Source organism: Sphingobium yanoikuyae, from assembly GCF_013001025.1.
Taxonomy (GTDB): domain Bacteria; phylum Pseudomonadota; class Alphaproteobacteria; order Sphingomonadales; family Sphingomonadaceae; genus Sphingobium; species Sphingobium yanoikuyae_A.
The window spans coordinates 2,397,148-2,410,248 of the sequence record NZ_CP053021.1 but is presented as its reverse complement, the minus strand read 5'-3'; the positions used below and the strand labels follow the sequence as shown (position 1 = coordinate 2,410,248).

Genomic DNA, 13,101 nt, shown 5'->3' with positions numbered 1-13,101 from the left:
CCGCTCCGCCGTGCCCATGCCCTCACTACCTGGGCACAAAAGCCTCTCAACTCAACGAGGCGCATCAAATCACGCCAACCAACGGTCGATCGGTTTGGCGCCGGACTACGGGACATGGCTGCGGGTGCGGCAATGATCAACTCGAGACTCCCGCAGCGCCACTTCGGCTCCTTGGTGCCCTTGGTGAGTGGCCGATCAATGCGATCGTTCGCGCATCGCCATGCCGAGGGCGGGTGAGGTGCGCCGGCGCCACATCAAGAGAGGCGCATCAATGCGTCAATGCAGCTTGAGGCGCGGCCGTATGACCTGATTGACCTTGCCGACGGCCATCAACGCGAGACCCCGCAGCCAGCCATGGACTGCCAGAACATGCATCCGATAAAGTGATGTGTAGACGAATCTCGCCAATCGACCCTCGACCGCGAGGCGTCCGCCTATCAGATTGCCCATCAAGCTACCGACGGTCGAAAAGCGGCTGAGCGATACAAGCGATCCATGGTCGCGATAGACAAAATCGAGGAGGGGCTTATTGGCGGTGAGCCGCAAAAGATTTCGGTAGACCGTCGACGCCATTTGATGTGCGGCCTGAGCGCGCGGCGGTATCGGCCGCTCGGTACCTGGAAGGAGGCAGGAACAACAATCCCCCAACGCAAAAATCCGCTCGTCCTCTGTCGTCTGGAGGGTGGGACGCACAAGAAGTTGGGACGCGCGATTGACCTCGAGACCATCAAGATGGCTCAACAGGGCATGGCCCTTTACGCCAGCCGCCCATACCATGAGATCCGCGTCGATCCGTTCGCCCTCTTTGGTAATGATGGCGTGCTTTTCGGCACTCGTGACGGGCACGCCCGCGAGAACCCGGACACCTAAAGCTTCGAGTTCCGCCTGCGCGGCCTTGGCGAGACGCTCTGGCAGGGCTGGCAGTATGCGCGGCCCTGCTTCGACCAATGTGACCTTGAGCCTGCTCTCGTCGAAGACCTCAAGGCCGTAAAGACGAAGCGCCGATGCGGCATTGTACAACTCGGCACTCAGTTCGACGCCGGTAGCGCCTCCGCCAATGATCACTACCCGCACATATTCATCGACTGTGCCGTCAGCACTCATCCGTCGGGATACTCTGAGGCAATGATCGAGCAGCTTCGATCGGAAGCGGTCTGCCTGGGCGCGTTCATCAAGAAAGATACAATTTTCGCGAACGCCTGGCGTACCGAAGTTGAAGCGCCCCGGGTTTCCAGGAGGCTCCAACTTGTGAGAAGGAGCATCCGTTATGAGCAAGACAACCAACAAATTTTCACCTGAAGTCCGCGAGCGGGCGGTTCGTATGGTGGTGGAGCAGCGGGCCGAGTACGGCTCGGAATGGGAAGTGATGAAGTCGATCGCGGCGAAGATCGGCTGCTCGCTGGAGACGCTGCGCCGGTGGTGCCGCGAAGAGGCGAGCCGACGAGCGGGGCCAGCGGCGCTGGCGGCGGATGACCGGGAACGCCTGAGATTGCTGGAGCGCGAAGTGAAGGAACTACGCCGGGCCAACGAGATTTTGCGCAAGGCATCTGCGTATTTTGCGATGGCGGAGCTCGACCGCCCCGGGAGATGATGATGGCGTTCATCGACGTCCATCGCGAGGATTTGGGTATCGAGCCGATCTGCCGGGAACTGGCGATCGCCCCATCCTCCTACCATGAACACGCCGCGCGTCGTGCCGATCCCGGCAGGCGTCCAGCACGTGCGCAGCGTGATGACGAGATCAGGGAGCAGATCAAGCGGGTCCATGAGGCCAGCTTCGGTCTCTATGGCACACGCAAGGTCTGGCACCAGATGCGGCGTGAAGGCATCATGGTGGCGAAATGCACGGTGGAACGATTAATGCGCGCCATGGGGCTGGCAGGCGTCCATCGTGGGAAGAAGACGATCACCACCATCAGCAACCCGAAGGCACCGTGTCCGCTGGACAAGGTCAATCGGGCATTTAGCGTCAGCCGGCCAAACGCCCTGTGGGTCGTCGATTTCACCTACGTGCATACTTGGGCAGGCTTCGTCTATGTCGCCTTCGTGATTGATGCTTTTGCCCGGCGGATTGTCGGATGGAAGGTCAGCACGTCAGCCACTGCCAGCTTCGTTCTGGATGCCCTGGAGCAGGCGATTCATGCCCGCAGGCCAGATCCCGATGATGGACTGATCCACCATAGCGATAGGGGAGTTCAATATCTTGCGATGAACTATACCCAGCGCTTGGCCGAGGCCAAACTCGTCCCCTCGGTCGGCAGCGTCGGTGATTCCTACGACAACGCCTTAGCCGAGACGATCAACGGCCTTTACAAGGCCGAGGTCATCTGGCGGCAGCGATCATGGCCAAGCGTTTCGGCCGTGGAAATGGCAACGCTGCGCTGGGTCGATTGGTACAACAATCACCGGCTCTTCGGCCCTATCGGGCACATCCCGCCCGCTGAGGCCGAAGACAATTACTATGCAGCCCTCGAGAACCTCGATATGGCTGCATAGCCCAATGAAAACTGCCTCCTGAAAACCCGGGGCGCTTCAAAGTCGTTGCTGACCGAGCCGATGGCAAGCACGAGATAATCATATCGTATCGCATGGCGGCCAACGATCTCGCTGCCATCCTCGTCACGGACCGGAGCAATGATGACCTGGCGCTTTGTCCGATCGATCGTCTCGAGCGTACCGTAATAGAAGCGGTAGCCCCAACGATGGCAATGACCGCGATATCCCACCTCATCAAGATTGGCATCGAGCGAGCCAGCCGCGACCTCATGCAGTAGCGGTTTCCAGACATGAGTGTGGTTCCGATCGATGAGGATTATGTCGTGATTCTTTCGCCCAAAGTGCGCACCAAGTTTTCTTACCAACTCGAGCCCGCCTGCACCGCCGCCCACCACGACGATCTGGGTTTTCTTCGTTTTGGCCACCTGTTGATTAGATCCAGGACGTGAGCTGGTATCGATCGTCATCGCGTACGCCTCTATACTAGGTTCATTGTGAGTCGTCAGGCTGCCAGATGAAAACTGCCTGCCGGGACATCCCAGGACCGGCGGCCGCGCCTGCGTTTGTCAAGTAGGGGCCAGCATCGCTGTCCAGGCACACGGTTCTGAGCCAAGTTGGGCGTATGGCCCGTGATCCAGGCGCCTTCCATGACGGCATGGGCTGCCACCGCACGGCGAAATCCGCCTGGACCTCGCCGTGCAGCGCGCCCTGTCACGCCGTGATCAAGCCGGCAATTACCTGTTCGGCGCCTTCGCTATAGGGCGCGCGCATCAGGAGGTTCGACTCGCCGCCTTCGCTCTGCACGAATACAGGCTTCGTATGGCTCAGCGCGCGGAAGCCATATTCGCCATGATAGTGGCCCATGCCCGATGCCCCGACGCCGCCAAATGGGAGCGTATCGAGAAATACATGGGTCATTGCATCGTTCACGATCAACGCGCCCGATGTGGTCCGCGCAGCAACCTGAGATTGGTCGTCCGCATTGCTGCTGAACAAATAGAGCGCCAATGGACGAGGACGGGCATTGATGTAAGTGATCGCATCATCAAACGTCTCGTAGGTGACGACGGGCAGCAGCGGCCCAAAAATCTCCTCCTGCGCAACGCGCATCTCGTCGGTCGCACCCAACACTAATGTCGGCGCAACCTTGCGATTGCCAAGGTCGGACAAATCTTCGTTTGCCGGGTTGAGAGAGACCAGGGTCGCACCCTTGATCCTGGCATCTTCGATAAGGGCCTGCTGCCGCGCGAATCCACCCGCATTGAGCATGGAGGTATAGTCATCATTATCGCGCAGGCTGGGGTACATTGCGGCCACCGCCGCTTTGGCCTCCTCGACAAAAGCCTCCACGCGATCGGCCTGGATCAGGATATAGTCGGGAGACAGGCAAATCTGCCCGGCATTGAAGGTCTTTACCGTAAGAATCCGCTCGGCCATTTGCCGCAAGTCGGCGTCGGCACAGACGAGTACGGGCGATTTGCCGCCCAGTTCAAGGGTTACGGGAACCAGATTTTCGGACGCGGATCGCATTACATGATGCGCAACCTGTGTACTGCCGGTGAAGATCAGATGGTCGAACGGCTGCGCAGAGAAAGCCGATCCCGTGGCGGGGCCTCCGAGCACCGTGGTCAGTTCATCCTGCTCGAAATATTCGTCGATCAGGTCCGCCAGCAGCTGGGACGTCGCCGGCGTCAGTTCCGATGGCTTCAGCATAGCACGATTGCCTGCCGCGAAGCAGTTTGCCAGCGGGCCAAAGGCCAGCACAACAGGAAAATTCCAGGGGCTGATAATACCGGTCACGCCCAGCGGCTGATACTCGACCCAGGCTCGGGTGCCTGGGAATGGTTCCAGTTGCGGCTGGGGTCGCATCCATTCGTCGATATGGTTGAGATTGTAACGCAGCCCTTCCACGGATGCGAGGATGTCGGCGAGCAAGGTTTCCTGTCGGCTTCGCGTTCCGAAGTCGGACGAGACGACATCGATAATCGCCTCCTGATGCGTCCGCAACAGATCGATTGCCCTGCTGATGCGGTCCTTGCGCAAGGCAGATGAGGGCGGCCCTGCTTCGAACTGAGCCTGTTTCATTCGATCGAGCTGCTCACGGATTTGGTCTGCCGAGGGATCGTCGGGAAGTCGCAAATTGGGCATGTTGTGTGTCCGTTGTTAAGAAGGGGGGGGCGCGTGTCAATCGTGCGTGAGAACGAGACGACCATTGACCTTTCCGGCGCGAAGCAGCTGGATCGCTTCGTTGACCTCACCGATTGGAACTTCCTGCACGGGAATAGGCTTGATGGCGCCGGCGCGGACATAGGTCATCAATTCGACCATCTCATCGAGGCTGCCGACGAACGAACCGGCAATGCTGACCTGACGAATTGCAAGCAGCGGAAGTGACACATGGGCCTCGCCGCCGAACAATCCGACAATCACGAGTTTGCCGCTTGTCTTGAGTTGATCCAGTGCGAATTCCGCGGTGGCGGGCGCCCCTACAAAATCCACGACACCAGCCAGCCCGCCGGTGGCTTCACGCAGTCGGTTTGCGGCATCAGGCGTTGAACTGTTGATCGTGAGGTCGGCGCCATACTGGTCGGCGGCCACCTTCAATCTCTCGTCATTGACATCGACCACGGCGACCTTCTGAAATCCCGAGCCCTTGGCGATGGCGAGCGCCATCATGCCGACCCCGCCGGCACCAATGATCGCGATCCACTGATCCTGTCGTCCGTCGAGTTTTTTCAGGGCCGAAAAGGAGGTGAGCCCGGAGCATGCATAGGGACCTGCCAGTAGAGGATCGACGCCCCTCGCTTCGATCAGGAATTTGGGCTCGCGTACCAGGAGATGGTCTGCCTGTCCGCCCGGCTGCTGCATTCCGATAACCTGCGGACTGCCGCACTGGTGATCCAGTCCTCGGTTGCAATATTCGCAGTCACCGCAGCCGATCCACGGATAGACGATGACCGGACGGCCTCGGTCAGCTTCGACCAATCCCGCTTCGGGGCCGAAATCGACAATGACCCCGAAGGGCTCGTGCCCGAGAACGAAAGGCAGGTTCACGCCGAGTGCCGCCAATGGCAAGCTATTGCCGCCACCTAGATTGAGATGGCCCTCGTGAAAATGCAGATCGGAATGACAAAGACCACAGGAATGCACTCGAACCAGCACTTGCTTTCCGGTCGGCCTGTGCAGTTCGGAAATACGTTCCTCCAGCGGTTCGCCAAATGCGACCACCGTCTGCGCTTTTACGGTTTGATTTTCCAAGGGTGAGTGCCTCTCTTATTTGACATACAAATTGTAATCGATGGAATCATTTCAGCCTGGGTTCTTGAATATTCCCGTCATCGTCAAATCGGGCGAAAGGATTTTGAGCGTTAATAAGCGTACACCGACTTGTCTGCGCGCCGTTGCGTGCAGTGTTCATGCCATTTTGTGCAAAGTTGGCTTCAAATTGAGGCTCCGACGCGCTAGCCGGTCTTCAATGGTCAGAAGCCAATCTCCATCGTCGATATGGTATCTGCCAGTCGCGTTGAAATTGGAGGTCAGGCTCTAACCCGCACCTGGTTGCGGCCCGAGACGCATCGAGTCCGGAAACTTTTGTTCGGCGGTCCGCCGCCCCGTGCCTGTCTCGGCAGACCAGCAATTTGCCGCACATTCCGCGGCTATGTGTCGCCTCTGTGCCTTGGGGGTACGCTGGCAAGACCTTGCTACTTTTCCGCCGATTGGGAGACGGGCTGGCGCGCATATTGGCCGCTAGAGTGCGGCCCCGATGACACCGATCGTGTCAGACCACAGGCTGATACTGGTCAACGAAGGGTATTAGGCGGATCGGCGAGCGAATTCCCCGGCGAGTGAACTCAAGCCAGGCTCTCTTGGCACCTTTGTCGTCGATCTCGCGTGCCGATATTCCGTCGGCGTCATACCCAGTTGTTGTTTGAAAAGCCTCGCGAAGTGGGTCGCATCGGGAAACCCTGCGTCCAGAGCAATATCAGTGACGTTTCTGTGGGACTGGCCGGGATCAGAGAGGATGGCGCAGCTCAAATCGATCCGATACTGCTGGATGGCCTTGTACGGCGTCTGCCCGTTCCGCTTCAATACGTTGTACAGGGTACGCCTGGAAACATGCAGGACGTCCGCCAGACCCTCCACCGAGAATTCGGGATCGGCGCCGTATGCGCGGATCGCCTGGTGCGCCTGGGCGAGAAGAAGGGTTTCGCGTGACATATCGAGGAAAGCACCGTCATTGTCCATCGATCGACGTATGCCCGCCTCGATAAGCGTCGCGATCGCATGAGCCGTTGCCGCAACGTCGTCGCGCCCTGCCTCGACCTTACCGTCCAGGCACGCGCTGATGGTTTCGAACGCAATCGCCATGTTACCGGCGATTGAATAGGTTTGCTCGGCCCGGTTTGCATCAGCAAGAAATCTTTGAATCGATATCGCTCCAACCGGCATCGCTACCGCTACGCAATCATAAGGTTCGTCAGAATCGAGCCGGTAGGGGCAGGCTGGATCATAGATGGTCCACATGCCTTCCTTCAGAATATGGGCGCTTCCGTTGCGCCATAGTCTGGTCTGACCCCTGGTGATAAAAATCAGCTTCACATAATTGCCAATGTCGGCGGCTTTCCTGTTCCAGTGCGCGCCGACACCACTGATCGACAGTCGGGCAAATCGAAGCGCCGAAAGGCTCGCAAACTGTCCCAGAAGCTCGGGCTCGCCATTTGGCATAGCGTCGTCGCTGACCAGAGAGAGCGGAAGCAATGCGCTCGTGACCGCGAGTTCGAGATCCGCAAGCCTGGTCCTATAGGGGCTTGTCGCCTCGTCGGCAAAGCCCGGTGGTGCCATCTCGGGACGTGTTGGTGCGGTGCGTATGAACATGTCGGCTCCAGCCTGCGCTTTTCTCGTCTGTTGCTGCGATCAGATCACTTGCGGCCGTCCTGCCTCTGTCCGTATGAAGAACCAGACTGTATCGCGGCATGCTTGCAAACTCCGGGCGAATGCCATAAATCATCATATGTTGATTAAATCAGAGGATGGCTGGCGTCAATGCCATTGGGTCGCACCAGGGTTGAAAATGACAGGCGTGGTCGCGGGAGGCCGCGGCAAGGGTTGGAGGCAGACTCCAAGGAGGTCGCGCGGATCGCCTTCGCCGCGTTTGCGGCTTCGGGCTATGAAGGCGCGAGCCTGCGTGAGATCGCATCTGCGGCCAATGTCGATCCTGCCCTGGTTTCTCGCAGATATGGATCAAAGCTGGGGCTGTGGAAATCCACTGTAGATGAGCTTGCCCGACGCATGGCTGCTGTCCACACGCCGATCGCGGAACTGTGCGAAGACGGTTCGTCCTATCCCGCTCGACTGAGCATCGCGCTGCGAAAATTCGTCGCTTTCAGCACCGAGGTCCCAGAACTCGGGCGTTTCTTTGCCGATGAAGTGGCAAAGCCGGGCGAGAGGCGGGACTATATACTCGAACATATTTGGCGTCCGCATTTTGATACGGTCCAGCCGCTGATGCGCGAGGCCTGCGATACCGGTCTTGTAGAAGTAGACGATCCGGATTTTCTCGTTTTTCTCCTCATTGGCATGGTTGCCATGCCCTTGATGATGAACTCCGTCATCAAGGATGAGCTGGGTATCGACGACACCCAGCTTGCAGAACGGCTCAGTCGCTCCGTCGAGCGGCTGTTTCTTGGCGGATGAAGGGGCTTGGTCAGAACGGCTGAGCGATGCGCCTTAATCCGGCGCATCATCAGGGGCGCTACGTCGGCCACGCGATGGGAGCATGCTATTACCCGAAGACGCCATTTCTTTCGAAACTCGGCACAAAGAACGGCGTGTCCCGCCTCAGGCTTGTTTTTCCCTAGAAGAGCGGCGCGCTCTTTGGCTGGGAACGATCGACCCCGTTCGATCGTGCGAACAGCAGACCGGGAGGTGGGGACGACTCAACAGGCTATGGAAAGCTCGTTGACCTGGGTTTGAGGGCGCGGCCGGATCATCCAAGGATCGCGATTGATCGCGGCGGTGCGGCAACCGCACCGACGAGTTGCGGAATTCTGATCGATCCGCAATTAAGCGAATGCGCCTGCAGGAACTATTGCCTGACAAGCGACCTGCTCATTCGAATTCTCATGATCAGGGCGCTGACCTTGGCAGAAAACGTTCGACAATATCGCGCGCAAGGCGGGCAGGGCGATGCGTTCTCGCATCGATGCAGCACCAACTCGATCGGACCTCGGCAAGCACTTCCTCGCCTCGTCTGATGATTGTTTCGTAGAACGCCCTGGCCCCCTGAACCTTTTCAAGCAACACGGTGGCAACCACTTCGTCGTCCAGAAAAGCGGGCCTGCGATATGTGATCTCATGCTTCAAGGCGACCCAAAGACGGCTCCTCACGGCATCTGCTGGAGCCAGCCGCTGCCAGTGGTTCAACACGGCGGCCTGAACCCATTTGAGATAGCTGGCATTATTTACATGCCCCATGAAGTCGATGTCATCCTCGTCGATAACGATAGCGTAGCAATAGAGATTGGCATAGGACATGGCTCGATCATAGCATGAATGCTGCAGCGCAGCGAGCTGCAACTCGCCAATTGCGTCGTCGGACCCGAACTGTTTTCCGTGCAGCCGCTCTATGAGTCGTTTCGATGGATCTGTAGGAGGGCGGCAATATACACGCTACCCAACCGCAGCGCTTTTCTCGACCAATTCGGAGAGAAAAGGGAGGTCGGCGCGGTGCCGACCTCAATTGGGAGAGGATGCCTGAAAGGCACCCCCACCTTCTACGAATTGCTGCACTGCGCAACCCCTCAGATTCGAATGTCTGTTATGTTATTCGGAATGAGTAGATGCCACAAACCACGAGGATGAGATCCCGGCAGACGAGCAATGCTGGAAAAAGCTAGTTTGTTGGAAGCTCTCGCGGGGCTGGCGGCTTTGGGAGCCTTGCCGAGGAGGGGTTTGCTCCGGCTGCATTCGCAGAGATGAAGCCCCCGACCGTGTCGACCGAACTCTAAAAATACCGGCGAGCATTTACCTCTTGCGACGTTCCGTCAGGCTAAGAATATTGCAACTGTGGCGGTGCAGTGCGTGGGAAACGCCTTGAGCGCTCAGGACCCAAAGAGCGAATGACAGACGGATCAGAGAACAGCCAGACCACGATCGCGAAAAATGATGAGCGCCTAGGAACTGGCAACTCGTCTGACCCAGCTGTCAGGTTGCTCGCTGTCCTGGAACAGGAATATCCCACACTGCTTCCCAGACTGTCGGCCCACTTGCGATCTCAAGAGGCGGCTGCGGACGCGCTGCATGACACCTACCTCAAACTGCGATCTGGACCTGCCGTGTCTGACGTTCGACAACCGAGGGCCTATCTCTATCGCATGGCTATAAACCTGGCCCTTAACAGCATGCGACGGGCTGCTCGCACAGCCTCCGTCGACAAGGCCGAACTCGAAGCCGTGCCGGACGCCGCGCCGGATCCGGAAAGGGCAGCACTGGCTTCCCGTGAAATGGAACATGCGATTGCCGCGCTTCACCAATTGCCGCCGAAGAGCCGTGCGATATTCCTGGCGCGATGGCGCGACGAGAAGGCCAACGAGGAGATCGCCGTCGCGTTCGGAATGCACAAGCGATCTGTCCAGAAGGATCTCGCGCGCACGGAACTGCACCTGCGCAGGCTGCTCGGCCGCATGAGGCATGAGTGATTCTCAAGTTCAAGGTTTGGCTGGCGCTCGCAGTTTGAAGGCAGACCATTTTGCGATCGAGAAATTTCTTCTGAAGCAGGGCGTCTTTGCGCCTTCCCAGGTGTCACAGCCTTGGGAATGACAGGGCCTCCTCCCAAAACGAGGCGTGGGCGCTAGTGCGCGCATCGTCATGCAGGTGGTGGTCGATGAGGTAGAGCGCCTGAATCCCACGGCGCGCAAGCCTGCCTCGCAACCCATGGGGGTCGCCATGGCGACAGAATGCGTATGACGTCGAGCGCATATGCGCTCCGGTCTCCGGCGCACTTGCAGGCGCCGGACGGACATCGAGGGCAAGACCACCGAAGCCGCGCCGACCACCGGCCCTTGCTTGCACCTTGGCAGGTCAGCATCGCGAAACGCTTCATGCTCGATCATCTCGCCGAAACTCTGCATGTTGCTGAACTCGCGCGCCTGTGTCGGCTTTCTTCAACCTATTTCGTACGGGCCTTTGCCAATACTGTCGGCATTGCTCCCTATGCCTGGTTCCTCGGTAGACGGGTCGCGAAAGCGCAGTTTCTCCTCACCAACAGCGCAATGTCACTTGCCCAAGTGGCATTGGAATGTGGCTTCTCCGATCAGGCGCACTTCACCAACACCTTTGGGAAGGCCACAGGAACAACTCCGGCGCGATGGCGAAAAACCCCGCCTCGGCCGCCGGATGACTGGACGCAATCGCCCTGAAAGAAGAACCGGGAGCCGCATCCCGACTTGGGCTCAGGGGAGCGCCTTGATCCTGCTCCGCCGCGATAGTTGCGATGCCCCGTTCACTCGCTCCCCGGCGCTGTGTGACCGTGCGCGACTGCGCGGCGCTGGGCAGTCCTCAGCGAGCCGTCGTCATGTGCGGGACGGTTCCACCGCATTGACGACCGGAGTGCGACGAGACCGGCAGCGGGCGTCCGCGCGTCGCCGGTCCACGTCTTCACGCGTTCAGCTTGTCCTTCACCGCCTTGGCGGGTGCGAAGGTCAATTTCTTGGACGCAGCGATCTGAATGGTTTCGCCAGTCGCCGGATTGCGACCTTCGCGAGCCGCGGTTTCCTTGACCTTGAACTTGCCGAAACCGTTGAGGGAAATCTCTTCGCCGCCTGCTGCGGCTTGGGCGATCGCGACGAACACGGCATCGACCGTTTTGCGCGCATCGGCCTTGCTCAGGCCGGATTCGGCGGCCAGCTTGTCGGCCAGATCACTATTATTCATTCAAAAACTCCCATTGTGTTGCAATTGTTCGATGCGGGCGAGGCCGTCTATATCTTTGCCTGCAACTCAGCCAGCTTCTCTTGGCATAGCTCGTTGACGACGTTGCCCAGCAGTTCAATTCGCTCCGAGAGATACGAAAATTCCTCGTCGGTCATCTGGAACCAGTCGGAGTGGCGCGCCTTCACATATGCGTCCTTGAGCTTCAGGAAACGTGCCTCAAGCTTCCGTTTGTCGCGTGGCCAGACATCTATGAGCTTGGGCGACAACCTCTCTGCCAACTGCCGCAGAAATTTGATGTTGTGACTGTATGGTGTGTAGAAAGTGAAGACGAGCAAGATGCAATAATAGAGCCGCTCGCACGCCTGCTGCAGGTTGTAGGCAGCGTCCGGATACTGCTTGTTCGAGTAACAGAACTGATATGTCATCCGCGAGGATACGGCCAGCCCAAACCACTGGTCATAATAGCCTTTGGCCATGTCGTACGCCTGCTGCGGCGTCTTCGGCCTGGGCTTGTGCAGCTCGCTGTCGTCGGCCTGATAAAGGGCGATGCCCTCGCGGGCGACATCCATGAAGAAATAACGGCCATGCGCCAGCCCGTCATTCACCTCCTGCAGGGTGTGAACGATGAAATTGACCGGTGTCCGCAGGCGGTTGAGGATCATGGTCTCGCGGTCGAGGCGTTCAGCCGCCTTTTCCCAATATTCGAGCCGGTCGGTCAATTCTTTCTGGTTGACGATGATGAGCAGGTCGAAATCCGATCGATAGCCGCGCTCGGTGTGCGGCTCATGGACCCAACGCCCGGTCGCGTATGAACCGTAGAGGATGATCTTCAGGATGCGGCCCAGCTTGCGGGGGCCGGTGGGCTGGCCATGCGCGTCCTCGAATTCCTCAAACAGGATCTGGATGACCCGATCAAGTTCGCGTCGCTTGTTAGCCGGCAGATGGTCAAGTTCGGTCTTCACGGCTCTTCCGCTGCTCCGCTCAATAGGGCCTCCAGGAGGGGATGGCGTTCCTTCGCGAATGGATTGGCCACGGTGACGCCCCCCCAAGTGAATCCATCCTGCAAATCCTCGGATAGCAGCAGGCGACAGCCAGAATGGGAAGCGGCGGCGAGAATGACGGCGTCCGAGGTAGGCAGTCGATGATCGGTCGCCAGATCGAGTGCTGTCATCATCACGTCGGCAGAGGTGTCGACGGTCGGAAAGGTGTCGCGCCAAGCTAGCAGCGCATCCCGAGCCTGGGCGCGGGGACGCTCCGCCTTGCGCACCAGGACATTGAACAATTCGCCCAGCACTTGCACGGGAATAACCGCGCCATCGGTCGGAATCCGGCGCACGAGAGCAAGCGCGGTTGCACGCTTTTCGCTGTCGTTCACGCCCTCGGCATAGGCGAGAATGTTGGTGTCGAACGCGACCTTCATCGTCCGTCGTAAAGCTCGTCGCGCGTCCAGCGCCCGGCCTGGACAATATCCTGTCGCTCAAGCCGCGCAAGCAAGGCAGCCCGGGCTCCAGAGGCAGTTTCATCTTCACGATAGGCGGGAATTATCCGCGCGACGGGGCGGCCGTGGCTCGTTACAACATAGCTGTTGCCCTCACGGACACCCCGCAGGATCGTGGAGAATTTGCGGTTGGCGTCAGCGGCTGAGACTGCCTGTTCCATTGACTCATCCAGAAA

12 protein-coding genes, 2 pseudogenes and 1 other annotated feature are annotated in these 13,101 nt (G+C 58.9%); of the genes and pseudogenes, 4 read left to right on the top strand and 10 right to left on the bottom strand.

The genetic code is table 11. The features are described 5' to 3' along the window. Positions 1-276 precede the first annotated feature (276 nt). Positions 277-1,215, bottom strand: a pseudogene (locus HH800_RS11905) (NAD(P)/FAD-dependent oxidoreductase); the annotation flags it as partial. A gap of 52 nt (positions 1,216-1,267) precedes the next feature. Here HH800_RS11905 and HH800_RS11900 point away from each other — a divergent pair. Next, positions 1,268-2,496 (top strand): IS3 family transposase gene (locus HH800_RS11900; RefSeq protein WP_169861206.1). Its coding sequence is split into 2 segments (ribosomal slippage): positions 1,268-1,556 and positions 1,556-2,496, totalling 1,230 coding nucleotides; the frame shifts between segments, so codons are not numbered across the junction. Beyond that, positions 1,549-1,663: a sequence feature (AL1L pseudoknot), on the top strand. (Overlaps the previous gene by 115 nt.) 23 nt (positions 2,497-2,519) lie before the next feature. Here HH800_RS11900 and HH800_RS11895 read toward each other — a convergent pair. The 4 genes and pseudogenes from HH800_RS11895 to HH800_RS11880 form a co-directional block, all read right to left on the bottom strand. Beyond that, a pseudogene (locus HH800_RS11895) lies at positions 2,520-2,963 on the bottom strand (FAD-dependent oxidoreductase); the annotation flags it as partial. A 244-nt stretch (positions 2,964-3,207) separates the two neighbouring features. Beyond that, positions 3,208-4,644, bottom strand: coding sequence for a coniferyl aldehyde dehydrogenase (locus HH800_RS11890; RefSeq protein WP_021225637.1), 1,437 nt, complete (start codon positions 4,642-4,644; stop codon positions 3,208-3,210). A 36-nt stretch (positions 4,645-4,680) separates the two neighbouring features. After that, on the bottom strand, positions 4,681-5,754 hold the full coding sequence (locus HH800_RS11885) for an alcohol dehydrogenase (protein WP_021225638.1): 1,074 nt from the start codon (positions 5,752-5,754) through the stop codon (positions 4,681-4,683). 555 nt (positions 5,755-6,309) lie between these two features. Then, complete coding sequence (locus tag HH800_RS11880) at positions 6,310-7,371, bottom strand: AraC family transcriptional regulator (RefSeq protein ID WP_021225639.1); 1,062 nt, start codon at positions 7,369-7,371, stop codon at positions 6,310-6,312. Between the two features lie 231 nt (positions 7,372-7,602). Here HH800_RS11880 and HH800_RS11875 point away from each other — a divergent pair, with 231 nt between their 5' ends. Continuing rightward, positions 7,603-8,190, top strand: coding sequence for a TetR/AcrR family transcriptional regulator (locus HH800_RS11875; protein ID WP_021225640.1), 588 nt, complete (start codon positions 7,603-7,605; stop codon positions 8,188-8,190). Positions 8,191-8,622: 432 nt separating this feature from the next. Here HH800_RS11875 and HH800_RS11870 read toward each other — a convergent pair whose 3' ends face one another. After that, positions 8,623-9,030, bottom strand: coding sequence for an acyl-CoA thioesterase (locus tag HH800_RS11870; protein WP_031297907.1), 408 nt, complete (start codon positions 9,028-9,030; stop codon positions 8,623-8,625). Positions 9,031-9,614: 584 nt separating this feature from the next. Here HH800_RS11870 and HH800_RS11865 point away from each other — a divergent pair. Next, complete coding sequence (locus HH800_RS11865; RefSeq protein WP_031297908.1) at positions 9,615-10,193, top strand: RNA polymerase sigma factor; 579 nt, start codon at positions 9,615-9,617, stop codon at positions 10,191-10,193. 402 nt (positions 10,194-10,595) lie between these two features. Next, a complete protein-coding gene (locus HH800_RS11860) occupies positions 10,596-10,913 on the top strand; it encodes a helix-turn-helix domain-containing protein (RefSeq protein WP_201767469.1) in 318 nt (105 codons plus the stop codon). A 238-nt stretch (positions 10,914-11,151) separates the two neighbouring features. Here HH800_RS11860 and HH800_RS11855 read toward each other — a convergent pair whose 3' ends face one another. The 4 genes from HH800_RS11855 to HH800_RS11840 are packed head-to-tail and all read right to left on the bottom strand — an operon-like array spanning position 11,152 to position 13,086. Beyond that, on the bottom strand, positions 11,152-11,427 hold the full coding sequence (locus HH800_RS11855) for an HU family DNA-binding protein (protein WP_021225644.1): 276 nt from the start codon (positions 11,425-11,427) through the stop codon (positions 11,152-11,154). Between the two features lie 47 nt (positions 11,428-11,474). Next, the gene (locus HH800_RS11850) at positions 11,475-12,389 is read right to left on the bottom strand and encodes a HEPN domain-containing protein (RefSeq protein WP_021225645.1); all 915 of its coding nucleotides are present in this window, start codon (positions 12,387-12,389) and stop codon (positions 11,475-11,477) included. After that, the gene (locus tag HH800_RS11845) at positions 12,386-12,847 is read right to left on the bottom strand and encodes a PIN domain-containing protein (protein WP_021225646.1); all 462 of its coding nucleotides are present in this window, start codon (positions 12,845-12,847) and stop codon (positions 12,386-12,388) included. The genes HH800_RS11850 and HH800_RS11845 overlap by 4 nt, the downstream gene beginning before the upstream one ends. Continuing rightward, positions 12,844-13,086: a type II toxin-antitoxin system Phd/YefM family antitoxin gene (locus tag HH800_RS11840; RefSeq protein ID WP_021225647.1), complete on the bottom strand. Its 243-nt coding sequence runs from the start codon at positions 13,084-13,086 to the stop codon at positions 12,844-12,846. Before HH800_RS11840 ends, HH800_RS11845 begins: the two co-directional genes overlap by 4 nt. Positions 13,087-13,101: the final 15 nt, after the last annotated feature.